Source organism: Streptomyces sp. NPDC086777, assembly GCF_040702065.1.
In the GTDB taxonomy this organism is placed as follows: Bacteria; Actinomycetota; Actinomycetes; order Streptomycetales; family Streptomycetaceae; genus Streptomyces.
In genome coordinates this window covers 91,770-113,848 of record NZ_JBFBJI010000026.1, presented here as the reverse complement: position 1 = coordinate 113,848, position 22,079 = coordinate 91,770, and the positions used below count along the sequence as shown (strand labels likewise).

21 protein-coding genes are annotated in these 22,079 nt (G+C 72.9%); 9 read left to right on the top strand and 12 right to left on the bottom strand.

The genetic code is table 11. The features are described 5' to 3' along the window. Nucleotides 1-8: 8 nt before the first annotated feature. The 4 genes from AB0472_RS31355 to xylB form a co-directional block, all read right to left on the bottom strand. A complete protein-coding gene (locus tag AB0472_RS31355) occupies nucleotides 9-1,022 on the bottom strand; it encodes an acetamidase/formamidase family protein (RefSeq protein WP_366361357.1) in 1,014 nt (337 codons plus the stop codon). Next, a complete protein-coding gene (locus AB0472_RS31350; protein ID WP_366361356.1) occupies nucleotides 1,019-2,506 on the bottom strand; it encodes an APC family permease in 1,488 nt (495 codons plus the stop codon). The genes AB0472_RS31355 and AB0472_RS31350 overlap by 4 nt, the downstream gene beginning before the upstream one ends. 245 nt (nucleotides 2,507-2,751) lie before the next feature. Then, on the bottom strand, nucleotides 2,752-3,960 hold the full coding sequence (locus AB0472_RS31345; protein WP_366361354.1) for an ROK family transcriptional regulator: 1,209 nt from the start codon (nucleotides 3,958-3,960) through the stop codon (nucleotides 2,752-2,754). A gap of 54 nt (nucleotides 3,961-4,014) precedes the next feature. Continuing rightward, on the bottom strand, nucleotides 4,015-5,460 hold the full coding sequence (xylB, locus tag AB0472_RS31340; RefSeq protein ID WP_366361352.1) for a xylulokinase: 1,446 nt from the start codon (nucleotides 5,458-5,460) through the stop codon (nucleotides 4,015-4,017). Between the two features lie 230 nt (nucleotides 5,461-5,690). Here xylB and xylA point away from each other — a divergent pair, with 230 nt between their 5' ends. Next, nucleotides 5,691-6,857: a xylose isomerase gene (gene xylA, locus AB0472_RS31335; RefSeq protein WP_366361350.1), complete on the top strand. Its 1,167-nt coding sequence runs from the start codon at nucleotides 5,691-5,693 to the stop codon at nucleotides 6,855-6,857. A gap of 336 nt (nucleotides 6,858-7,193) precedes the next feature. Here the strand turns inward: xylA and AB0472_RS31330 are convergent, their stop codons facing one another. Further along, nucleotides 7,194-8,525, bottom strand: a complete 1,332-nt coding sequence (locus AB0472_RS31330; RefSeq protein WP_366361348.1) for a hypothetical protein — start codon at nucleotides 8,523-8,525, stop codon at nucleotides 7,194-7,196. 16 nt (nucleotides 8,526-8,541) lie between these two features. Beyond that, nucleotides 8,542-8,787 (bottom strand): hypothetical protein, encoded by a 246-nt coding sequence (locus tag AB0472_RS31325; protein WP_366361346.1) that lies wholly within the window; start codon nucleotides 8,785-8,787, stop codon nucleotides 8,542-8,544. A 417-nt stretch (nucleotides 8,788-9,204) separates the two neighbouring features. Between AB0472_RS31325 and AB0472_RS31320 the strand changes: the two genes are divergently transcribed. Next, a complete protein-coding gene (locus AB0472_RS31320; protein WP_366361344.1) occupies nucleotides 9,205-9,387 on the top strand; it encodes a hypothetical protein in 183 nt (60 codons plus the stop codon). 64 nt (nucleotides 9,388-9,451) lie between these two features. Here the strand turns inward: AB0472_RS31320 and AB0472_RS31315 are convergent, their stop codons facing one another. The 3 genes from AB0472_RS31315 to AB0472_RS31305 all read right to left on the bottom strand — a co-directional run bounded on the left by AB0472_RS31315 (nucleotide 9,452) and on the right by AB0472_RS31305 (nucleotide 11,528). After that, nucleotides 9,452-10,318: a hypothetical protein gene (locus tag AB0472_RS31315; RefSeq protein WP_366361342.1), complete on the bottom strand. Its 867-nt coding sequence runs from the start codon at nucleotides 10,316-10,318 to the stop codon at nucleotides 9,452-9,454. Between the two features lie 168 nt (nucleotides 10,319-10,486). Then, nucleotides 10,487-10,735: a hypothetical protein gene (locus AB0472_RS31310; protein ID WP_366361407.1), complete on the bottom strand. Its 249-nt coding sequence runs from the start codon at nucleotides 10,733-10,735 to the stop codon at nucleotides 10,487-10,489. Between the two features lie 193 nt (nucleotides 10,736-10,928). Continuing rightward, nucleotides 10,929-11,528: a class I SAM-dependent methyltransferase gene (locus AB0472_RS31305; protein WP_366361341.1), complete on the bottom strand. Its 600-nt coding sequence runs from the start codon at nucleotides 11,526-11,528 to the stop codon at nucleotides 10,929-10,931. Nucleotides 11,529-11,679: 151 nt separating this feature from the next. Between AB0472_RS31305 and AB0472_RS31300 the strand changes: the two genes are divergently transcribed. The 5 genes from AB0472_RS31300 (at nucleotide 11,680) to AB0472_RS31280 (ending at nucleotide 16,656) form a co-directional block, all read left to right on the top strand. Next, on the top strand, nucleotides 11,680-12,453 hold the full coding sequence (locus AB0472_RS31300) for an MHYT domain-containing protein (RefSeq protein WP_366361339.1): 774 nt from the start codon (nucleotides 11,680-11,682) through the stop codon (nucleotides 12,451-12,453). A 38-nt stretch (nucleotides 12,454-12,491) separates the two neighbouring features. Further along, complete coding sequence (locus tag AB0472_RS31295; RefSeq protein ID WP_366361337.1) at nucleotides 12,492-14,996, top strand: nitrate- and nitrite sensing domain-containing protein; 2,505 nt, start codon at nucleotides 12,492-12,494, stop codon at nucleotides 14,994-14,996. After that, nucleotides 14,993-15,430, top strand: coding sequence for a roadblock/LC7 domain-containing protein (locus AB0472_RS31290; protein ID WP_366361335.1), 438 nt, complete (start codon nucleotides 14,993-14,995; stop codon nucleotides 15,428-15,430). Before AB0472_RS31295 ends, AB0472_RS31290 begins: the two co-directional genes overlap by 4 nt. Before the next feature lie 18 nt (nucleotides 15,431-15,448). Continuing rightward, the gene (locus AB0472_RS31285; RefSeq protein ID WP_366361334.1) at nucleotides 15,449-15,862 is read left to right on the top strand and encodes a DUF742 domain-containing protein; all 414 of its coding nucleotides are present in this window, start codon (nucleotides 15,449-15,451) and stop codon (nucleotides 15,860-15,862) included. A gap of 188 nt (nucleotides 15,863-16,050) precedes the next feature. Further along, a complete protein-coding gene (locus AB0472_RS31280) occupies nucleotides 16,051-16,656 on the top strand; it encodes an ATP/GTP-binding protein (protein WP_366361332.1) in 606 nt (201 codons plus the stop codon). A 3-nt stretch (nucleotides 16,657-16,659) separates the two neighbouring features. On the opposite strand, the gene AB0472_RS31275 is transcribed toward AB0472_RS31280, so the two are convergent. Further along, nucleotides 16,660-17,088: a PPOX class F420-dependent oxidoreductase gene (locus AB0472_RS31275; RefSeq protein ID WP_366361331.1), complete on the bottom strand. Its 429-nt coding sequence runs from the start codon at nucleotides 17,086-17,088 to the stop codon at nucleotides 16,660-16,662. Between the two features lie 97 nt (nucleotides 17,089-17,185). Here AB0472_RS31275 and AB0472_RS31270 point away from each other — a divergent pair, with 97 nt between their 5' ends. Continuing rightward, nucleotides 17,186-17,599: a roadblock/LC7 domain-containing protein gene (locus AB0472_RS31270; RefSeq protein ID WP_366361330.1), complete on the top strand. Its 414-nt coding sequence runs from the start codon at nucleotides 17,186-17,188 to the stop codon at nucleotides 17,597-17,599. A gap of 126 nt (nucleotides 17,600-17,725) precedes the next feature. After that, nucleotides 17,726-18,601, top strand: coding sequence for a DUF6397 family protein (locus tag AB0472_RS31265; RefSeq protein WP_366361328.1), 876 nt, complete (start codon nucleotides 17,726-17,728; stop codon nucleotides 18,599-18,601). 52 nt (nucleotides 18,602-18,653) lie between these two features. Here AB0472_RS31265 and AB0472_RS31260 read toward each other — a convergent pair whose 3' ends face one another. Both AB0472_RS31260 and AB0472_RS31255 read right to left on the bottom strand, forming a co-directional pair. Continuing rightward, complete coding sequence (locus AB0472_RS31260) at nucleotides 18,654-19,520, bottom strand: acyl-CoA thioesterase II (RefSeq protein WP_366361326.1); 867 nt, start codon at nucleotides 19,518-19,520, stop codon at nucleotides 18,654-18,656. Nucleotides 19,521-19,542: 22 nt separating this feature from the next. After that, complete coding sequence (locus AB0472_RS31255) at nucleotides 19,543-22,056, bottom strand: DUF3516 domain-containing protein (RefSeq protein ID WP_366361324.1); 2,514 nt, start codon at nucleotides 22,054-22,056, stop codon at nucleotides 19,543-19,545. Nucleotides 22,057-22,079 lie beyond the last annotated feature (23 nt).

The window sequence follows — 22,079 nt, the reverse complement described above, 5'->3', positions numbered from 1 at the left end:
AGGGTCGGTCAGCGGCGCAGCGCCGCCGCCGTCTCGCGCAGTCGCGCATGCAGTCCGCGGTAAGTCTCGCCCGCGGGCAGCCACTCCTTGCGGAGCTTGGCCACACACGTGTAGTTGGTGTCGCACACGTTGGCCAACGGCGACTCCACCGTCTGGGTTGCGTACTGGTACGCGTCGAGTTCGCCGAACCCGTAGTCGCGCACCAGCCACTGCACCAGGTCGAGCTGCGAAATCCGGAAGGCGTCCTCCAGCGGACGCGCCGACCCCGTCGAGACGATGTGCGTGTCCGACTCCAGCCGGGGCCACGGCGTCGCGATCCCCTTCAGCAACTCCACGATCACGACGGTGTTCATCGCGCACTCCACGGCCACCCCGCAGGTCTCGCCCTCGCCCTGCCGGGCGTGGCCGTCGCCGAGACTGAGCAGCGCGCCCTCGACGTTGACCCCGAGGTAACAGGTGACGCCGGCCCGCATCTCCGGCGTGTCCATGTTCCCGCCGTGCGCGTCCGGCACCAGGGCCGAGCGCACCTCCAGGTTCGCGGGGGCCACCCCCACCGTGCCGTGCATCGGGTCCATCGGCAGCTCCAGCTCGATGCCGCCCTCGCGCGCCCGGAACAGGGCCGTGCGCCGGGTGCGGTCCAGCTGCCAGATCCACACCGTCTCCGGCAGCGGCGGCTGGAGCGTGGCCGTGGTGTGCGTCGAGGTGAGCGCCCCGAACAGGGGAACCGTCGTCGACGCCGCCCAGTCCCGGGCCGGTTCGATCGACACGAAGTGCACGGCGACGGTGTCGCCCGGCTCCGCGCCCTCGATGTGGAAGGGCCCGGTCTGCGGGTTGAGGAACGGGAACTCGCACACCTTTGACACCAGGTCCTTCTCCGACCGCACCCGGCCGGCGAAGCAGTCCTCCGTGTACAGGTCGAGGACCGTGCCGGGCGCGATCCGCGCCACGGGTGGCGCCCCGCCGAACGTCCAGGCGTAGTCGTCCGGTCCGGGCCGTACGGTGAGGATACGGGGGTCGCTCATCGCGGTCGTGCTCCGTTCTGTGCGGTGTCGATGCCGGGGGTGTCGTCTTCGAGGTGGACCCGTGCTGTCTCGGCTATCCGCTCGGGGTGACGCCGGACCAGCACCAGGAGGACGACCACTCCGGTCGCCATCCATACCCCGACCACAGGACCGGCGTACGACACCGGGGCGGTCAGCTTCGTCACGAAGTCGAAGACGGGCAGCCCGGCCGCGGTGAGCAGGGCGGGGACGAAGGCCACGATGCCCAGCAGCGGGAGGAGCAGGTGCCGCACCGGCTTGAGGGACGGGCGGCCGCGCCGCAGGAAGTAGCCGGCACAGGCGAGGTTGACGACGATGTAGACGCCGATGACGACCGTGACGATCACCGTCGCCAGCAGCAGGAACGCGGTCACCGGGTCGTAGCCGAAGCCCAGCCCCAGCACCGCGCCGACCGCCACGGCCGTCTGGACCGCGATACCGGCGACGGGGGAGCGGTACCGCGGGTGGAGCGTGGCGAGGACACGCGGGAGGACCCGGATGCGGGCCAGCGCGAAGGCCGTCCGCGTGGAGACGTTGGCGCAGGCGTTGGCGTTGGCGATCGTCGAGTTCACGACCGCGAGGAACACCAGCACCCAGAAGAGCCCGAAGGAGGCCCGGGCGACGCCCTGCCAGGAGGCCTCGCCCGCCGCCCCGAAGGAGGCGAACCGGCCGGGGCCGAAGTACACGGTCATCGCGTAGGTCGTCACCACGTAGAACAGGCCGATCCCCAGGGCCGCGCCGAGCACCGCGCGGTGCATGGTGCGGCGCGGGTCGCGGGTCTCCTCTGCGAGCGGCGCGGCCGCCTCGAAGCCGGCGAACGCCAGCACGGTGTAGACGGAACCGGCGAAGACCCCGCTGACCCCGCCGTAGCCGTCCGCTGTGTGCGAAGTCCCGAACACGGAGAGGGTGTTGTGGCCGCCGGCCCGGATGATCAGCCATCCGGCGAAGACGAGGAACACCGCGATCTCGAAGACCCCGAGGACGGTCCCGAAGCGGGCCGAGGCCTGTACGCCCAGATATCCGGCGACGGCGATGACGACGGCGCCGGCCAGCGCCCACGGCCACCACAGGTCGGCCGGGTACGAGGCCCACTCGTCATGCAGGGTCCCCGCCGCGGTGAACCCGAGCTGGAGCAGCAGCAACGGTGGCACCAGCGCCTCCACGAACACGTAGCCCCACCCGACCAGGAAGCCCACGGCCGGGTGCAACCCCTGCGCCGCGTACGTGGCCACGGACCCGGCGGCGGGCAGCTCGCGCGCCAGCTCCGCCACGCACGACGCGGTGAACAGACAGGCCACCAGGGCGATCAGCACGGCCAGCGGCAGGCTGCCGCCGGCGAACGCCGCCCCCGCCGGGATGGACGCGGCGACCGCGGCGGCAGGCGCCATCGCCGTCACGCTCTGGAACAGCACCTCCCGCAACCCCACCGCGTCCCGCCGCAGTCCCGCGGCCGCCTCTGCCGACATACGTCCCCCCTGACGTGCGTGTTCCCATCGTTCCGGCGGATGCCTCGCGTGAATCACGGTACGGCGCTTGCGGGTTGGGCAGAAGAGTGCCGGGGGGTTCCGTGGACGGAGCGGCGACTGTGGACAACCGCGCCACCCGGGCGGGTGAACGAAGTGCGCTCCGCGGGAACTTCAGGCGGGCTCGCCACGGCGCGGCCGTCGCGAGCCACCGGGCGCGAAGACGGACGCTCCTGGGCGGTTCTCGGTCAGACCCGCTCGGCCACGATCGCCGGATCGTCCAGGACGGCCCGGATCACCGAGTGGGCCGCGCCGAGGAGGGGGCCCTCGGAGCCCAGGCGGGAGACGGAGACCGGGCAGGCCGGGCCCGCGGTGCGGTCGGCCAGTTCGGCTTCCAGGGACGGCAGGAGCCAGGGGGCGAGACCGGCCAGGGCCCCGCCCAGGACCACGGACTCGGGGTCGAGGAGGTTGACGGCACCGGTCAGGGCGATGCCCAGGGCCGTACCGGCGTCCTCCAGGGCACGTCGGACGCCCTCGTGGTCCGCGCCCGCCCGTTGCGCGAGCAGTCCCACCGCGTCCTCGCGGGATTCGAGGCCGGCCGCGCGCAGCACCGCCTCCTCGCCGGCGTACTGCTCCAGGCACCCGCGCCCGCCGCAGGCGCACCGCGGCCCGTCGGGGTGGACCGGCACATGGCCGAGCTCGCCCGCGAAACCGCGTCTGCCGCGCAGCAGCTGTCCGTCCACAACGACGGCGGCGCCGATGCCGATCTCGGCGGACACGTGCAGGAAGTCCCGGGGCGTCGAGTCGCCGAGCCACAGCTCGGCCAGGGCGCCGAAGTTGGCCTCGTTGTCCACCGTCAGCGCGAGGCCGGCGGGCAGCAGCGCGGCGAGGTCGGTGTCGTGCCAGTCGAGGTTCGGGGCGTGGACGACCGTGTGCCCGTCGCGGGCCACCAGGCCGGGGACGGCGACCGCGAGACCGGCGGGCCACAGGCCGTGCCGTTCGGCGTCCGCCGCGACGTGCCGGACCAGGCCGGTCAGCTCCGCCACCACCGGGCGCGGATCCCGGCCCCGGTTCGCACCGTGGCGCACGGCACGCGCCCGTATCTCGCCGCGCAGGTCCACCGCGCACACGGCGAGGTGGTCGACCCCGACCTCCGCCCCGAGACCGGCCGGACCGTGCCCGCTCATCGCGAGCGCCGAGCCGGGCCGCCCCACGCGGTTGGGCCGCTCAGGTCCCAGTTCCTCCAGGAGTCCCCAGCGGATCAGCTCGTCGACGAGGGTCGACACGGCCGCTCTGGTGAGGCCGATGCGGGAGGCGACCGCGGCCCGCGACAGCGAGCCCTCCGCACGGACCGCGTGCATCACACGCGCGAGGTTGCGCCGCCGCATGCCCTGCTGGGTGTCCGGCAGGGCGCGGCCGGTCGCCGTCGGGCGGGCCTCGTGCAGCGGTGCGGTCATGCCTCCATCAATCCTCTGGGATCCTCGGGAGCCGTCTCGGCAGTCCCCTGGCGCTCAGCGGTTCTCCGGCGCCCGCTCCAGCAGCGGGGCCGCGTCGGAGAGTACCCCGGAGATCCTGGACAGCGTGGCCTCGTCCCGCTCCACCGCGTCCAGCACCGGTCCCGCGGCCGTGTTCCAGCGGCGCGCCACCGCCGCCGGGTCCTCGCCGGTGAGCAGCGCGGCCGCCTGCGCGGCGGCGCCGAGGGCGACCAGCTCCTTCGCCTCGGGCACCTGCACCGGCCGCCCCGAAAGCCGCCGTACCGTCTCCTGCCAGGCCCGGCCCCGGGCGCCGCCGCCGATCAGCAGCAGCGGGCTGGTCCGGTCGGCGTCCGCGTCGAGCACCAGGTCGAGAGCGCCCAGCAGGGCGTGCACGGCGCCGTCGTAGGCGGCCTGGAGGACCTGGCCCGCGGTGGTGTCGTGACGCAGGCCGTGCAGCAGCCCGGAGGCGTTGGGCAGGTTCGGGGTGCGCTCGCCGTCCAGGTACGGCAGCAGGGTCACCGAGGTGCCGGGCTCGACGGCCTCGCGGTCCAGGCCGAGCAGCGCCGCGACCCGGTCGACCGCGAGCGTGCAGTTCAGGGTGCAGGCGAGCGGCAGCCAGTCGCCGTGCGCGTCGGCGAAGCCCGCCACCGTGCCGGTCGGGTCGGCCGGGCGGTGCCTGGAGACCGCGTAGACCGTGCCCGACGTGCCGAGGCTCAGCACGGGGGTGCCCGGACGCAGCCCGAGGCCCAGTGCGGCCGCCGCGTTGTCACCGGTGCCGGGCGCCACCAGGGTGCCCTTGGAGAACGGCAGGTCGTGGCTGTCCCGGACGGTGCCGGCGACCTCGCCGGGCCGGACCACCCGGGGCAGGAACGCCGGGTCCAGGCCCACATGCGCGAGCGTCTCCGCGTCGTACGACTCGGTCGCCGACGCCCACCAGCCGGTGCCGGAGGCGTCACCGCGGTCGGTCGTGCCCAGCCCGGTCAGGCGCTCGGTGAGGTAGTCGTGGGGGAGCCGTACCGCCCTGGTCGCCCGGACCGCCTCCGGCTCGTGCTCGGCCAGCCAGGCCCACTTGGTGACCGTGAACGACGCGCCCGGCACACTCCCGGTGCGCTCCGCCCAGGCCTTCGGGCCGCCCAGCTCCTCGATCAGCCGCTGCGCCTGCGGCGCCGAGCGGACGTCGTTCCAGAGCAGCGCGGGCCGCACCGGCTCGCCGTGCTCGTCCAGGGTGACCAGGCCGTGCTGCTGCCCGCCGATCGACACGGCCGCCGCCTCGTGCGCGGCGTCCCCGCACTGGCGCAGCGCCTCGCACAGCGCGTCCCACCACTGGCGCGGGTCGCTCTCCCGGCCCGCGCCGGTGGTCACCGTGTGCGGCGCCTGGCCGCTCGCGACGACCTCGCCGGTGGACGCGTCGACGACCAGCGCCTTGGTGGACTGGGTGGACGTGTCCACGCCGACGACGAGCGGACCCTCGGCTGCTGACATCGGGCTCTCTCCCTTTTTCCGCGGCTCGCGGTGTATCTGACCTGCAGTTTTCCCGGCTCGTCGGGGTGTCGCGACCCGGTTTTCGTCCTTCGGGGACAGGGTGACCCTTCCCAGGGACGCGTTGGCATACTAATTTGTAAACCGCGATGACGAAATAGTCGGCACGACAGTCATCCACCGGTCATCCACCGCAGTCATCGAGCACAGCCCCCGAGCAAGGAGCCGCGGCAATGAGCTTCCAGCCCACCCCCGAAGACAGGTTCACCTTCGGCCTGTGGACCGTCGGCTGGCAGGGAAGGGACCCGTTCGGCGACGCCACCCGCCGCGCCCTCGACCCCGTCGAGACGGTCCAGCGCCTGTCCGAACTGGGCGCCCACGGTGTGACGTTCCACGACGACGACCTGATCCCCTTCGGGTCCTCCGACAGCGAGCGCGAGTCGCACATCAAGCGCTTCCGCCAGGCCCTCGACGCCACCGGCATGAAGGTGCCGATGGCCACCACGAACCTCTTCACCCACCCGGTCTTCAAGGACGGCGCGTTCACCGCGAACGACCGTGACGTGCGCCGCTACGCGCTACGCAAGACCATCCGGAACATCGACCTGGCCGCTGAGCTGGGCGCCGAGACGTACGTCGCCTGGGGCGGCCGGGAGGGCGCCGAGTCCGGTGCCGCCAAGGACGTGCGGGTCGCCCTCGACCGCATGAAGGAGGCCTTCGACCTCCTCGGCGAGTACGTCACCTCCCAGGGCTACGCCCTGCGCTTCGCCATCGAGCCGAAGCCGAACGAGCCGCGCGGCGACATCCTGCTCCCCACCGTCGGTCACGCCCTCGCCTTCATCGAGCGCCTGGAGCGCCCCGAGCTGTACGGCGTCAACCCCGAGGTGGGCCACGAGCAGATGGCCGGCCTGAACTTCCCGCACGGCATCGCCCAGGCCCTGTGGGCGGGCAAGCTCTTCCACATCGACCTCAACGGTCAGTCCGGCATCAAGTACGACCAGGACCTGCGCTTCGGCGCCGGTGACCTGCGCGCCGCCTTCTGGCTGGTCGACCTCCTGGAGAGCGCCGGCTACGCGGGCCCGAAGCACTTCGACTTCAAGCCGCCGCGGACCGAGGACCTCGACGGCGTGTGGGCCTCGGCCGCCGGCTGCATGCGCAACTACCTGATCCTCAAGGAGCGCGCGGCCGCTTTCCGTGCCGACCCGGAGGTCCAGGAGGCCCTGCGCGCCTCCCGCCTGGACCAGCTGGCCCAGCCGACCGCCGCGGACGGCCTCCAGGCCCTGCTCGCCGACCGCGCGGCCTTCGAGGAGTTCGACGTGGAGGCGACCGCCGCGCGCGGGATGGCCTTCGAGCAGCTCGACCAGCTGGCGATGGACCACCTGCTGGGCGCCCGGGGCTGACCACGCACGCGCGCGTGGGGGCCGCTTCCGCAGCGGTGCCCTCACGCGCGCGTGTCGTCCTCGGTGTCCGGATCCGGTGCCCGCGTGCCCGGTTCGCACCGGAAATGCTCCGGAATCGTGCGGTCCGTGGCATGAGTCCGTGTCAACTCCCGCGCCGGGCTCGCGCGACGACCGGAACGCGGTGACTCTTGGCGGTATGGCCATGCCGCCCGTACCGCCGCGACCGCCCGGCCCGCCGAACGACTCCACGCCGCCGGGCGGAGGCTACGACCCGCCCCCGCACGGGGGTTACGACCCGCCCCCGCACGGGGGTTACGACCCGCCCCCGCACGGGGGTTACGACCCGCCCCCGCACGTCGGCTTCGGTGCTCCCCCCGGTGACCAGGAGCCGCCCACGGCCGTGGGGTGGATGCCGCCGCGCCCACCGGGGCCGCCGCGTCGGCGCAGGGGCCCGTTGTTCGCCGTTCTCGCCCTCCTGGTGGCCGCGGTGGCCGTCGCCGCCGTCGTTCTGCTGGTGTCCGGCGGCGACGGCTCGACCGACGGGAAACCCGGTGCGAGCAGCCAGAGCCCCTCCGGCCCGGCCCGCCCGTCGCTCGGCCTCCCGAGCGGGCTGCCCAGCAGCCTGCCGTCGGGCCTGCCGAGCCAACTCCCTTCGCAGTGGCCCTCGGAACTGCCCAGCGGTCTGCCGAGTGAGCTGCCGAGCGGTCTGGATTCCCTGCTGCCCTCACTTCTCGGATAGCCACGGCCTCCGCTGCGCCTACCGCAGCGTCCGGAACCACCGCACCACGGCGGCGGTTCCCGCCCGCTGGGACCCGAGATGGCGGGAGCCGCCGTAGTCCGGCGTGCCGAGGTCGACCCGTCGGGGCGTCGACGCCATGGCCGCGCAGGGCGGCGCGGCAGTGGGCCGTGTTCGTGTTGACCGCCTGCTCGTCCCCGTCGTCGTAGCAGAGCCTGACCGGAGCCCGCGGCACCCAGTCGGTGCGCACACTGTCCGTGGTCCGCAGGGCCGCCGCCAGCCCACCGGTGGGCTGGCGGCGGCATCGCCCGGCCGCGGGCTATGAGCAGCGCGTCCAGGGAGTCCGGGGTGCCGGACACGACCTCCTGACCCGTGTGCGTGCCGTCCAGCAGGCCCTCGACCGTGCGGTCGTAGGGCGCCCGGAACACCTGGGCCGGCGTGTCGTACAGGTGATACAGGCGGTTGAACGCGACCAGGGCCAGCGCCGTGTGGATCACGCTCGCCTTCGGGTCCGTCCGGCCGGCCAGCAGCGACGGAATCGCCACGTCCCGGAACGCGTAGGCGCCGCTGACGGGTGCCACCGCACGGAGCCGGAACCAGCCGTCGGCCCCCGCCTGCAGCGACCGGGCCAGCCCCAGTGCCGCCGACGCGCCCTGGGAGAAGCCGGTGGCCAGGCCCTTCCGGCGCATCTCCCGGCCCTGCCGGGCCGCGACGGTGCACGACGCCCGCAGCATGTCCAGCGCGGCGGTGGTCTCCGACGGTACGTCCATCCAGGGGTGGGGGCCGGGGCCCAGACCCAGCCCGAGGTGGTCGGGGAGCACCGCGGCGAACCCGGCGGACGCGTAGGTCAGGGCAGGTGCCTGGTCCCACACCTCCGCCGAGACCGAGGCGACGTCGCCCTTGAACAGTTCGGTGCCGTGCGTGAACGACACTGCGCGCAGACGCCGTTCACCGCTGCGCGGCAGGGCCAGCACGGTGAACGGCGGTGGTCGGCCTGCCGTGCGGGTCCACCGTGCGGTACACGATCCTGAAGGTGTCCAGGCCGTAGCGCACGGCGCCGGTGTCCCAGGCGCCGTCCTCGTCACCCGCCAGCTGGGCCACGGCCTGCCGGGCGGTCAGGGTCCGCAGGTGCTCGACGGACACCACCGTCCGGCGTGACGCGTGTGCCCCCGCCGGGGCGGAAGTGGCAGCCACCGGGGCACCGGACCCCTGGGCGACCACGGCCGTCGCGCCGCTCGCGGTCAAGGCCACCGAAACCGCAGATAACGCCAGTAATCTGTTGATCCGCTTCATATGGGTTCGCCTCATACCGTGACCGTGCGAACCGCCGCGGCCACCGGCCATCCGGCCAACCGGCCTGTGCGGGTGGGGTTTTCCGCAGCCCGGAGCCGCTCCGGGCCGCTCCGGGCTGCTCCGGTACGTTCCGGTACGACGGTCCACCGGGGACGGTTACCCTGGGATCGGAGCTGCTTCACAACCTGTTCGAGTCGATGCCCGGGCCCGTAGGGGTGGCTCGTCAGGGATGTCTCAGGGGCGTGGTCCGGAACCGTGGGAAGCGCGGGCCCGTTCTCACATCAGAGAGCGGCAAGGGCCGCGAAGGAGGCGACGCTGATGTCGAAGAACGCGAAGATCGCCGCAGGGGGTGTGGCGGTCGGGCTCATCCTGCTGATATGGCTGCCCTGGTGGGTGACGTTCCTGATCGTCGTGGGCGTCCCCGTGGCCGCGTACCTGACCCTCGACCCCTCGCAGCGACGCAGGCTGCGCCGGGCCACGCGCAGGGAGATCGGCCGCTGAGCCACCTGCCCGGGACCGCGCCCCGCCCCTGACCCGCCTGGCGGCGGAATGCGGCCCGGCAGGCTCACAGGGGCCGTACGGCCATCTTGTCGAGGGCTTCCAGGAGGCCGGGAAGTTCGGGACCCCGGCCGACCGGCAGGACCTCGCCGGGCTCGTCGTCCAGGAGGACGAAGGCGATGTCGTCGGTCCGGGCCACCAGCGACCAGCCGGGCCCGTCGGCGCGCAGCGTCCGCGCGTCGCCCGGGGCGAACGAGGAGCGCACCCGGCCCAGCGGCGGAGGCGCGTCCACGTAGGCCCACGCCTCGGCCAGGACCCGCCGCACTCCCGCGTGCCCCTGTGGGGTCTCCGGGGCCTGCGGGACCTGCGGGGCCGCTTCGTCGTCCTGCGGAGCCTTCTCGGGGGCTTTTGCGGCGTCGGCGGCCGCCGACGGGAAGTGGTCGTCGCTGATCTGCTCCCGCCAGATCGCCCACTGGAGGGCGATCTCGTCCGCGCCCAGCCGCCGCTGCGCCGGACCCCAGGTGCTGGTGTCCGGCGGGGTCAGCGGGGCCTGGTCCGCCACCTCCGGACCGGGGTCGTGCGGCGCGGGCACGTTGGGAGCCGCCACGGCGACCGCCAGCGGCCAGCCGGGCAGGGCGGCGACCACCGTGCGCTCGTCCGGCGACAGGTCGTACTCCATCCCGCAGTCCCAGGACGCGATCGCCACGGCGACCAGCGAGACGTCGTCGATGACGACCGTCCAGCGGGCCCCTTCGCCGTCCTGGCCGAGCACCAGGCCGTACCCGTCGGCGCGCGGTGCCAGTTCCAGCGCCGCGCAGGCCTCCGGATAGTCGTCGCCCAGCACACTCGGAAACTTCGCCGGCGTCAGCAGCACCGCCGTGAGCACGTACAGTGCCTCGTCCGCGGCGACGGCCTCCTCGTCGGTCCCGGCCATCCCTGCCTCCCCAGTGGTTCGTCCAACGGCGCGCACCCTAGTGCGACGGCAAGGCCGTTGTCACGACCGGCCTCCATACGCGAGCTGCAGGTTTCCACCGGGAGGGGACGAAACGACCTCGTGGGCACGGAACAACCACACAACCACGACATCGGCCGGGCCGGAGGGTCAGGTCACCGGCAGCCCGAGGAGGTCGCGCGCCACCGCCGCCGGCGACTCGTCACGCTCCCGGGCCAGGGCGACCACGGCCCGGCACGCCAGCTCGCTCACCCCGAACGACAGCGCCTCCGGCGACACCCAGCCCGCCGCCTCCTCGATGCGGTCCTGGTCGTCCGCGGCCCGGGCCGCGACATAGGCGGCCGCGGCCTCGAACAAGTTGTGCGCGCGCCGCTCACGGCTCGCACGCGGTTGCGGCACCGCGCCGCCGTCGGCGCCACGCCGTCTGCCTGCGTACCTGCGGATCCGGTCGAACACGCGGGTCTCCTTCCGCCTGTCGGCATGCGCCTGCGAACATCTGCCTTCCTCCGTCGAACGTAGGGTTGAAGCCCCGGCAGCAGAAGAGGGCATGGCGCACAGGGGCCGGACCCGGCATTTTCGCCGCGGTCGCGGGCTAACGTCCGCGGACCGCCAGCGCCAGGAAGCGGGCGTCCTCGTCCACGTAAGACGTCATGCGCCAGCCCGAGCCGGCCAGCAGCGGGCCGAGACGGCCCTCCGCGCGCAGGTCGTCCGGCGTGATCTGCCGGCCCTGGCGCGCCGCCAGGGCGGCCCGGCCGATCGGGTGGAACAGGGCGAGGGTGCCGCCGGGGCGGACCACGCGCGCCAACTCCCGCAGGTTTTCCGCCGGACGGGGCAGATGGGCGATCAGACCCGCGGCGAACACGGCGTCGAGGGACCCCGAACGCACCGGCACCGCGGCGACGTCGGCGAGCAGCAACTGCGCGTCACGGTCCCGCCCGGCCCGCCGGGCGGCCTGGAGCATCGCGGGCGTGAGGTCCATCCCGAGGACCGTGCCGGTGGGCCCCACGGCCCGGCGGAGCGGCGGCAGGGCGCGCCCGGTGCCGCACCCCGCGTCGAGCACCCGGTCGCCCGGGCGCAGACCCAGATCGGTGACGGCGGCTGCGTACGCGGGACCGTCGTCGGGAAACCTGCTGTCCCAGTCGGCGGCGCGTGCGGTGAAGAACTCCCGGACGTGTGTGTGGTCATCGCTCATGGTCCGCATGATCCCTCACCGTCACGGAGGACGACCCTGCGCGCACGTTCGAGCGGGAGGCGATCGTTCCGGCACATCTCTGAGTCATATTGCAACACCTTTCGAAATGCGCCCCCTTTGTGCGCCCGTGCCCCCCTAGCGTCCCTGGGCCATGGGACACCTGCACCACGCCACCTTCGGCTGGCTGACCCCCGTGCTGTCGTACGCCATGGCCTGCATAGGCGCCGCGCTGGGGCTGCGCTGCACGGTCCGCGCACTGGCCAGCACCGGCCGCTCGCGCCGCAACTGGCTGCTCACCGCGGCCTCCGCGCTCGGCACCGGCATCTGGACCATGCACTTCGTGGCCATGCTCGGCTTCAGCGTCAGCGGCACCGACATCCGCTACGACGTACCGCTGACCGTCCTCAGCCTGCTCGTCGCCGTGGCCGTCGTCAGCGCCGGCGTCTTCGCCGTCGGCTACAGCCGCGACCGCAACCGGGCACTCCTGCTCGGCGGCCTCACCACCGGGCTCGGCGTCGCCAGCATGCACTACCTCGGCATGGCTGCCGTCCGGCTGCACGGCGCCGTGCGCTACGACCCGATGCTCGTCGGGCTCTCCGTCCTCATCGCCGTGGTCGCCGCGACCGCCGCCCTGTGGGCGGCGCTCAACATCAGGTCGCCCGTCGCCGTCACCGTCGCCTCCCTGGTCATGGGAGCGGCCGTCAGCAGCATGCACTACACCGGCATGTTCGCGGTCAGCGTGCACGTCACGCCCTCCGGCAGCCCCCTGGCCGGGGCCACGGCGATGCAGTTCATCTTCCCCCTCGCCGTCGGCCTCGGGTCCTATCTCTTCCTGACCTCGGCCTTCGTCGCGCTGTCGCCCACGGCCGGGGAACGCGAGGCGTCCGCCTCGGCCCAGCGGCCCGTCGCGGGCGCCGCGCGCTGAACCGGCGCCCGGACCCACCTTTCCCGAGCGAGGAGGCCATGCGTACACCCCGTAGGACCCCGACAGCAGGCCCGGAGACACTGTCACCGCGGCCCGCACGCGGCCGCCGCGCGCACGCCGGACCGCCCGCCGACGAACCCGTCGACGACGTCGTCGGCACCACGGCCGACAACGCGGCCACCCGGCCCGGAGGCTGGCGGATCCGCCCGCGGACCGTGCGGGCCAAGGTCGTCTGCCTGCTCATGGTGCCGGTGATGTCCCTGCTCGCCCTGTGGGCGTACGCCACGGTCACCACGGCCCAGGACGTCGCCCGGCTGCGCCAGTCCCAGCACGTCGACGCCGCGCTGCGCACCCCCGTCGCCACCGCCGTCGCGGCGCTCCAGGCCGAGCGGGCCGCCGCGGTCCGGTACGCGACCGACCCCGCCGCCGAACCGACCGCCGATCTCAGGAGACTGGGTGCCGGCACCGATCGGGCCGTGGCCGCGCTACGGCTCGGCAGGGACAGTACCGTCGCCGACGGCGAGGAACTGCCCCCGGGCGTCGCCCAGCGCCTGCAGTCCTTCGTCACCGGCGCCGGGCAACTGCGTGCCCTGCGTCGCGAAGTGCAGAACCGCGGCGCCGGCTGGGACGCGGCCTACGGGCAGTACACGCAGGTCATCGCCTCGGCCTTCGCCGTGGACGGCGCCCTCACCGGCATCCAGGCCGACGACATGGGCTCCGACGCGCGCGTGCTGCTCGAATTCTCCCGGGCGGGCGAGGCGCTGGCCCAGGAGGACGCGGTGCTCGGCGGCGCCCGGCTGGCCGGCGGCCTCGACGGCGAGCGGCTGCGGCTGTTCACCGGCGCCGTCGACACCCGCCGCGTCCTCACCGACGCGGCCGTCGCCGACCTGCCCGGTGCCCAGCGCACCGCCTGGCACCGCCTCGCCGACGGTGGCGACTACGCCACCCTGGGCGCCGCCGAGGACCGGGCCCTGGCGAGCTCACCCGGAGCGAAGGCGGTCGGCGCGGCCCCGCAAACCCCCTGGAACACCGCGTACACGCGGGTGCAGGACGGCATGCGGAGCATCCAGGCCGGCACGGCCCACGCGGTGGCCGGCCGGGCCGATCCGTTCGCACGCGGCCTGCTCACCCCGGCCGGCGCCGCCGTCGTGTTCGGTCTGCTCGCCGTGGTCGCCTCGCTCGTCATCTCGGTACGCATCGGCCGCGGCCTCGTCGTCGAGCTGGTGAGTCTGCGCAACAGCGCCCTGGAGATCGCCCGTCGCAAACTCCCCGAGGCGATGCGCAGGCTGCGGGCCGGCGAGGAGATCGACGTCCGTGCCGAGGCGCCCTCGGGGCCGCCCGCGGAGGACGAGACCGGACAGGTCGCCGAGGCCCTCGGCACCGTGCACCGGGCCGCCCTGCGCGCCGCCGTGGAACGCGCCGAACTCGCCAGCGGCATCTCGGGTGTCTTCGTCAACCTCGCCCGCCGCAGCCAGATCCTGGTCCACCGCCAGCTGAGCCTGCTGGACAGCATGGAACGCCGCTCCGACGACCCCGGCGAACTGAGCGACCTCTTCCGCCTCGACCACCTCACCACCCGCATGCGCCGGCACGCGGAGAGCCTGATCATCCTTTCCGGAGCGGCCCCCGGCCGCGCCTGGCGGATGCCCGTGTCCCTGACCAACGTCGTACGGGCCGCCGTGTCAGAGGTCGAGGACTACGCGCGCGTGGAGGTACGGCAGCTCCCCGAGGCGGCCGTCGTCGGCGCCGCCGTCGCCGACCTCACGCACCTGCTCGCCGAGGTCGTGGAGAACGCCGCCCAGTTCTCGCCGCCGCACACGCGCGTGCGTGTCACCGGAGAACCCGTCGGCAACGGATACGCCCTGGAGGTCGAGGACCGCGGGCTCGGCATGGGTCAGGAGACCCTCGCCGAGGCCAACCGACGCATCGAACAGTCCGAGGCCCTCGACCTGTTCGACAGCGACCGGCTGGGCCTCTTCGTGGTCAGCAGGCTCGCGGCCCGGCACGGCATCAGGGTGCACCTGCGCACCTCCCCGTACGGCGGCACCACCGCGGTGGTCCTGCTGCCGAAGGCGCTGCTCCACGGCGGCCCGGCGCACCACCCCGTCCGCCCGGCCGCGGACACCGAGCAGGCACCGGCACGCACCCACGCGCGCGTGCCCGGCGCCGCCCTCCCGGAGCCCGCCCCCGCGGGCCGGCCCGCCCTCGCCGTCACCCACACCGCACCGCGCCCCGCGCCCGAACCGCCGCCCCCCGGAGTCACCACCTTGAGGCCGCACCGCCCGCCGAACGACTCCGACCCCTCCGACGACGACCTGCCACGCCGGGTGCGTCAGGCGAACCTCGCCCCTCAACTGCGCGATCCCCGAGCCGAGGAGCCTCTGCCCGTCCGCGGCCGGGAGGAGCGCACCCCCGAACTCGTCCGCGACCGCATGACCGCCTACCGCGACGGCTGGGCGCGCGGCGGCGGCAGACGACCAGGCCGCGGAGCCGCCCCGGAACCCGAAGACGGCACCGACCGCACCGAAGGAGACCGCCCATGATCCAGGACCCGACCCCGAGGACGGACCGGCGCTCCGGCGAACTCGACTGGCTCCTCGACGACCTGGTGCTGCGCGTCACCGAGGTACGGCACGCCGTCGTGCTCTCCAACGACGGCCTCGCCGTCGGCGCCTCGAGCGGCCTCAAACGCGAGGACGCCGAGCACCTCGCCGCCGTCGCCTCCGGTTTCAACAGCCTCGCCAAGGGCGCCGGACGGCATTTCGGGGCGGGCGGGGTGCGCCAGACCATGGTCGAGATGGACGACGCCTTCCTCTTCGTGGCCGCCGCGGGCGACGGCTCCTGTCTCGCCCTGCTCACCGACGTGACCGCCGACATCGGCCTGGTCGCCTACGAGATGGCCCGTCTGGTCAAGCGCGTCGGCGAGCACCTCTACACCGCACCGCGCGTCGCCGCCCGGCCGCCCGCCGCCGGCTGAGCCGGAAGACCGCCACCGATGACCGAGTACACGACCGGCACATCGCACGAGCCGGGCAGCCAGTGGTACGACGGCGAGGCCGGCCCGCTGGTCCGCCCGTACGCCATGACCGGGGGCCGCACCGAACCCGGCCCCAGCGGTGTGAAGTTCGACCTGATCGCCCTGGTCACGCTCGACCCGGGCAGGTCCGGCACCGACGACGACGCCCCGCTCGGCCCCGAACACCGCGCGCTGGTCGACCTGTGCCGGCTGGAGACGCAGTCCGTCGCCGAACTTGCCGCCGGCGCGGACCTCCCCGTCGGCGTGGTCCGGGTGCTCCTGGGCGACCTGCTGGAACTGGGCCGCGTCATCGTGAGCCGCCCGGTGCCACCGGCCCAGCTGCCCGACGAACGGATTCTGCGCGAGGTCATCGCGGGATTGCGGGCACTGTAGATGAGCATCCGGAAGCAACCGTGCCCGAGCCGGTCGGAACAGGCCTGCTCCGGTCCGACCGCCCCCAGCGGAGCGGCAGTTGTCACGATGTCGGCTTCGCACCGTCCCGTACCGCTCCGCCGGTGCCCCGAAGTCCGCCGCAGCAGCTCCCCCAGGCACTCCCGCAGGCACTCCCGAGAGAAGTGATCATGGTCTCCGAGCACCCCGAGTCCACCGCCGACGACACGTCGGCCATGGCGCTCAAGATTCTGGTCGCCGGCGGCTTCGGCGTCGGAAAGACGACTCTGGTCGGCGCCGTCAGCGAGATCCGGCCGTTGCGCACCGAGGAGATGCTCAGCGAGGCGGGCCAGATGGTGGACGACACGGACGGCGTGGACCAGAAGGTCACCACCACCGTCGCCATGGACTTCGGACGGATCACCATCCGCTCCGGTCTCGCCCTGTACCTCTTCGGCACCCCCGGCCAGGACCGCTTCTGGTTCCTGTGGGACGAACTGTCGCAGGGAGCCCTCGGTGCCGTCGTCCTCGCCGACACCCGCCGCCTGGAGGACTGCTTCCCGGCGGTCGACTACTTCGAGCACCGGCACATCCCGTTCGTCGTGGCGGTCAACTGCTTCACCGGTGCCCGCTCCTACGGCGCCCACGACGTCTCCCGCGCCCTCGACCTGGACCGGGGCACCCCCGTGGTCCTGTGCGACGCCCGGGACCGGGACTCCGGCAAGGAGGTGCTGATCCGGCTCGTCGAGTACGCCGGGCGGATGCACACCGCCCGGCTCCTCGACTCGGTGGGCTGAGCCTCAGCCCGTCAGGTCCTTGAGCGCCACCACCTTCTCCACGGTGACCCGGACGAGCAGTTCGCCCGGGACGCCGTTGCGGGCGCCGAACTCCTCCGCGCGTTCGGCGCCCATGTACCGGGCCGCGATCCGGGTGGCCGAATCGCGCAGTTCGCCGAGGTCCTCCGAGAGCCGGGCGCGCCCGTTCAGCACCACGAAGTGGAAAGGGGGCCGGTCGTCGTCCACACAGAGGGCGACACGCCCGTCACGGGCGAGATTGCGCCCTTTCACGGTGTCCTTGCCGGTGTTGAAGACCAGCTCGTCCCCGTCCAGCAGGAACCAGACGGGCGCCACATGGGGGCTGCCGTCTGCGTTGACGGTGGACAGTTTGCCGGTGCGGGTGCCGTACGAGACGAACGCCCGCCATTCCTCGTCGGTCATCTTCTCTGCCATGCCCCCCATCCTCCTTGCCCGGACGCCGGTGGTGGGGAAGGCTGGCGGGGAGATCCTCCAGCCAGGGGGAGACGGCACACGGGGAGACGCTTACGACATGGCGCAGAACCAGGGACTCGGCTGGCTGCTCGACGACCTGACCGAGCGCGTGGAGCACGTACGGCACGCGCTGGTCCTGTCCAACGACGGGCTGGTCACGGGAGCGAGCACCGGCCTTCGCCGGGAGGACGCGGAGCACCTGGCCGCCGTCGCCTCCGGACTGCACAGCCTCGCCAAGGGCTCAGGGCGGCACTTCGGAGCGGGCCAGGTCCGGCAGACGATGATCGAGTACGACGAGGCGGTCCTCTTCGTCACCGCGGCCGGGACCGGCAGCTGCCTGTGCGTGCTCAGCGGCGCGGAGGCCGACATCGGCCAGATCGCCTACGAGATGACCCTGCTGGTCAACCGCGTCGGCGAACACCTCGCCGTGGACGCCCGGCAGCCGGAGAGTTCCTCCGCGATGGACCTCTGACCTGCTCATTCATCACCGCCGTGGAGTTATCCACAGGCCCGCCACGAATGTCGCCGAACCGGCTACGGTTTTTTTCACGGCGAGCGCATCCGGCGCGAGCCACCCGCTCCACGGGGGAGAACGGCCATGTCCGGCACCACCCTTGCCCACAACCGCCCGCTCACCTGCGCGCCGAGCCGCGCTGCCCGCGAACTGGGCCTCAGGCGCGGCGAGTTCGACCTCGCGGTACACCTCGGACGGATCCGCACCGTGCCCGACGAGGGAGGCGGTGGAGGCCGCCGTGTTCCACGGTCCGAGATCGACCGGCTCCGGGGCCGTTGCGCATCCCTCGGCGAGAGCGTGCGGGTCGTGGGGACGACCGAGGCCGCGGCCCTGATGGGGATCCCGGCGGGCAGGTTCACCCGCGTCGCGAAACTCGGCCTGGTGACTCCGGTCAGGTGGTACCCGAACCGCTACCGGGCCGTGGTCTGGCTCTACCTGGCGGAGGAACTGCGGCGGTTCGCGGCCGACGAGACGAACACGCGGCTGCTCACCGGCCGTACGCCCGCGGAACTGAGCGACCGCCTGAGGTCCGGCACGGACCAGCGGGCCCGGAACTGGCGCGGACGCCACTGCGGTTTCCTGCTCAGGCAGGCGGACGGACCGTGGGAGCGGGCCGGGGTGGTGGCAGGTTTCCTGGACCCCGGCGAGATCGACGAGGTGCTCACCGACCCGCACGAGCGTGCCCGCGTGACGGCCCTGCGGCCGGCCCCGCCCGCCCACGGCGCGCCGGGTTCACCGGCCGCGCAGCTCGCCGAGGAGGTGATGACGGCGGCCGACCCGGACGAGATCGAGTGGTTCAGGCACGATCTCGCCCGGGAAGCGGCGCAGGCCCGCGCACACCGGCCGGTGTCCCGTCCAGCGGCATCGTCTTCCCGGCCTCCCGCCCCCGGCCGGCCGACGCTCGCCCGAGGCCTGCGCGGCTGGCTGCTGCGCAGAAACCCGGGGCCCGCCGCCCACTGACGACCTCACCGAACGGCGGCCCGGACGCCGCCCGTGCCGGCATCCGCGCCCGCTAGACCGCGCGGAACAGCCCCTCCTGGACCACCGACACCAGCAGCCGTCCTTCGAGGTCGTAGACCCGCCCGCGGGCCAGGCCGAGGCCGCCCGTGGCGATGGGGGACTCCTGGTCGTACAGGAACCACTCGTCGGCGCGGAACGGCCGGTGGAACCACATGGCGTGGTCCAGCGAGGCGATGTCGAAGTTCCGCGGCCCCCACAGCGGTTCGACGGGGACCCGGACCGCGTCCAGGAGCGTCATGTCGCTGGCGTAGGTCAGCGCGCAGGTGTGCACCAGCGGATCGTCGCCCAGCGGACCGACCGCGCGCATCCACACGGCGCTGCGCGGCTCGGCGCCGGCTATCTCCTCGGGGTGCCAGCGCAGCCGGTCGACGTAGCGGATGTCGAAGGGCTGGCGGCGCGCCATCCGCTCCAGCTGCTCGGGCAGCTCGCCCAGATGCTTGCGGATCTCCTCCGCGAGCGTCGGCAGCGACTCCGGATGCGGCACCTCGCGGAACTGCGGCAGCTGGTGATCAAAAGCTCCCACCTCGGGCTTGCGGAAGGAGGCGGTCAGATTGAAGATCGTGCGGCCCTGCTGCACGGCGGTGACCCGGCGCGTCGTGAACGACCGCCCGTCCCGCACCCGTTCGACCTGGTACACGATCGGCACGCCCGGCCGGCCCGGCCGCAGGAAGTACGCGTGCAGCGAGTGCACCGGACGGTCGCCCTCCACGGTGCGGCTCGCGGCGACCAGCGCCTGGCCCGCCACCTGGCCGCCGAAGACCCGCTGCAGGGACTCCTGGGGACTGCGGCCACGGAAGATGTTGACCTCGATCTGCTCCAGGTCGAGCAGGTCGACCAGTCTCTCGGCCGGGTTGGTCATCGGTTGGGTTCTCCTGTGCTGCTCAGAGCTGGCCGACATCGGTGACGCGGACGACCGCGCGGCCCTCGGCGTCCGAGGCCGTCAGGTCGACCTCCGCGCTGATGCCCCAGTCGTGGTCGTCGTTCGGGTCGTCGAAGATCTGCCGGACCCGCCACAGCCCGTTCCGCGGTTCCTCCTGGATCACGAGCAGCTTGGGGCCGCGGGCGTCGGGTCCGGTGCCCAGGTCCTCGTACTCGTCCCAGTACCTGTCCATCGCCTCGCCCCAGGCTTCGGCGTCCCAGCCGGAGTCCGCGTCCATCTCGCCCAGTTCGTCGACCTGGTCGAGGGCGGCGAGCTCCACCCGGCGGAACATCGCGTTGCGCACCAGGACCCGGAAGGCGCGCGCGTTGGCCGTGACCGGCTTGACCTCGTCGGCCTTCTCCTGGGCCTCCTCGGCGGTCATCTCCTCCGGGTTGGCGAGCTGCTCCCACTCGTCCAGCAGGCTGGAGTCGACCTGGCGGACCATCTCGCCCAGCCACTCGATCAGGTCCTGCAGGTCCTCGGACTTCAGGTCGTCCGGGATGTTGTGGTCGAGGGCCTTGTAGGCGCTCGCGAGGTAGCGCAGCACGATGCCCTCGGTGCGGGCCAGTTCGTAGACCGACACCAACTCGGTGAAGGTCAGCGCCCGTTCGTACATGTCACGGATGACCGACTTCGGCGACAGCGGGTGGTCGCCGACCCAGGGGTGGCTCTTGCGGTACGTGTTGTACGCGTGGAAGAGCAGCTCCTCCAGGGGCTTCGGGTAGGTGACGTCCTGGAGGCGCTCCATGCGCTCCTCGTACTCGACGCCGTCCGCCTTCATGGCGGCGACGGCCTCGCCCTTCGCCTTGTTCATCTGGGCGGCCAGGATCTGGCGCGGGTCGTCCAGGGTGGACTCGACCACGGACACCATGTCGAGGGCGTAGGACGGCGATTCGGGGTCGAGGAGTTCGAACGCGGCCAGGGCGAAGGTCGACAGCGGCTGGTTGAGCGCGAAGTCCTGCTGGAGGTCGACCGTGAGGCGGACGATACGGCCGGTGGCGTCGGGCTCGTCGAGCTTCTCCACGATGCCGCCGTCGAGCAGCGAGCGGTAGATGGCGATCGCCCGGCGGATGTGCCGCAGCTGCTGCTTGCGCGGCTCGTGGTTGTCCTCCAGCAGGTGACGCATCGCATCGAAGGCGTTGCCCGGGCGGGCGATCACCGACAGCAGCATCGTGTGCGTCACCCGGAACCGCGACGTCAGCGGCTCGGGCTCGGACGCGATCAGCTTCTCGAAGGTGTTCTCCGTCCAGCCGACGAAGCCCTCCGGCGCCTTCTTGCGCACCACCTTGCGCCGCTTCTTCGGGTCGTCGCCGGCCTTGGCGAGTGCCTTCTCGTTCTCGATGACGTGCTCGGGGGCCTGCGCGACCACCAGACCGGCCGTGTCGAACCCCGCACGCCCCGCGCGGCCGGCGATCTGGTGGAACTCACGGGCGCGCAGGGTGCGCACCCGGTTGCCGTCGTACTTGGTGAGGGCCGTGAACAGCACCGTGCGGATGGGTACGTTGACGCCGACGCCCAGGGTGTCGGTGCCGCAGATGACCTTCAGCAGACCCGCTTGGGCGAGCTTCTCCACCAGGCGCCGGTATTTGGGGAGCATGCCGGCGTGGTGCACGCCGATGCCGTGCCGGACGTACCGGGAGAGGTTCTGGCCGAACTTGGTGGTGAAGCGGAAGTTGCCGATCAGCTCGGCGATCTGCTCCTTCTCCTCCTTCGAGCACATGTTGATGCTCATCAGCGCCTGTGCCCGCTCCACCGCCTGTGCCTGCGTGAAGTGCACGATGTACACCGGCGCCTGCCTGCTCTCCAGGAGCTCGGTGAGCGTCTCGGTCATCGGGGTGAGCTGGTACTCGTAGGACAGCGGCACCGGGCGGGTCGCCGAGCGGACCACCGCGGTGGGGTGGCCGGTGCGGCGGGTGAGGTCCTTCTCGAAGAAGGAGACGTCGCCGAGGGTCGCCGACATGAGGATGAACTGCGCCTGCGGCAGTTCGAGCAGCGGGATCTGCCACGCCCAGCCGCGGTCGCCCTCGGCGTAGAAGTGGAACTCGTCCATGACGACCTGGCCGACGTCCGCCTGCTTGCCGTCGCGCAGGGCGATGGAGGCGAGGACCTCGGCGGTGCAGCAGATGACGGGCGCGTCGGAGTTCACGGAGGCGTCGCCGGTGAGCATGCCGACGTTCTCGGTGCCGAAGAGCTTGCACAGCTCGAAGAACTTCTCCGACACCAGTGCCTTGATCGGCGCCGTGTAGAAGGTGACCTCGTCCCGGGCCAGCGCGGCGAAGTGCGCGCCCGCGGCGATCATGCTCTTGCCGGAGCCGGTCGGCGTCGACACGATCACGTTCGCCCCGGAGACCGCCTCGATCAGCGCCTCCTCCTGGTGGGGGTAGAGCGTGAGACCGCGCTCCTGCGCCCAGGCCTCGAAGGCTTCGTACAGGGCGTCGGGGTCGGCGGTCGGCGGCAGCTGATCGATGAGGGTCACGCCCCCATCTTGCCTGGCCCACC

Bases quoted from the DNA above. Each gene is read 5' to 3' on its own strand.
- AB0472_RS31355 (WP_366361357.1), bottom strand. From the start codon at position 1,022: ATGAGCGACCCCCGTATCCTCACCGTACGGCCCGGACCGGACGACTAC.
- AB0472_RS31350 (WP_366361356.1), bottom strand. From the start codon at position 2,506: ATGTCGGCAGAGGCGGCCGCGGGACTGCGGCGGGACGCGGTGGGGTTG.
- AB0472_RS31345 (WP_366361354.1), bottom strand. From the start codon at position 3,960: ATGACCGCACCGCTGCACGAGGCCCGCCCGACGGCGACCGGCCGCGCC.
- xylB (WP_366361352.1), bottom strand. From the start codon at position 5,460: ATGTCAGCAGCCGAGGGTCCGCTCGTCGTCGGCGTGGACACGTCCACC.
- xylA (WP_366361350.1), top strand. From the start codon at position 5,691: ATGAGCTTCCAGCCCACCCCCGAAGACAGGTTCACCTTCGGCCTGTGG.
- AB0472_RS31320 (WP_366361344.1), top strand. From the start codon at position 9,205: ATGTCGAAGAACGCGAAGATCGCCGCAGGGGGTGTGGCGGTCGGGCTC.
- AB0472_RS31315 (WP_366361342.1), bottom strand. From the start codon at position 10,318: ATGGCCGGGACCGACGAGGAGGCCGTCGCCGCGGACGAGGCACTGTAC.
- AB0472_RS31305 (WP_366361341.1), bottom strand. From the start codon at position 11,528: ATGAGCGATGACCACACACACGTCCGGGAGTTCTTCACCGCACGCGCC.
- AB0472_RS31300 (WP_366361339.1), top strand. From the start codon at position 11,680: ATGGGACACCTGCACCACGCCACCTTCGGCTGGCTGACCCCCGTGCTG.
- AB0472_RS31295 (WP_366361337.1), top strand. From the start codon at position 12,492: ATGCGTACACCCCGTAGGACCCCGACAGCAGGCCCGGAGACACTGTCA.
- AB0472_RS31290 (WP_366361335.1), top strand. From the start codon at position 14,993: ATGATCCAGGACCCGACCCCGAGGACGGACCGGCGCTCCGGCGAACTC.
- AB0472_RS31285 (WP_366361334.1), top strand. From the start codon at position 15,449: ATGACCGAGTACACGACCGGCACATCGCACGAGCCGGGCAGCCAGTGG.
- AB0472_RS31280 (WP_366361332.1), top strand. From the start codon at position 16,051: ATGGTCTCCGAGCACCCCGAGTCCACCGCCGACGACACGTCGGCCATG.
- AB0472_RS31275 (WP_366361331.1), bottom strand. From the start codon at position 17,088: ATGGCAGAGAAGATGACCGACGAGGAATGGCGGGCGTTCGTCTCGTAC.
- AB0472_RS31270 (WP_366361330.1), top strand. From the start codon at position 17,186: ATGGCGCAGAACCAGGGACTCGGCTGGCTGCTCGACGACCTGACCGAG.
- AB0472_RS31265 (WP_366361328.1), top strand. From the start codon at position 17,726: ATGTCCGGCACCACCCTTGCCCACAACCGCCCGCTCACCTGCGCGCCG.
- AB0472_RS31260 (WP_366361326.1), bottom strand. From the start codon at position 19,520: ATGACCAACCCGGCCGAGAGACTGGTCGACCTGCTCGACCTGGAGCAG.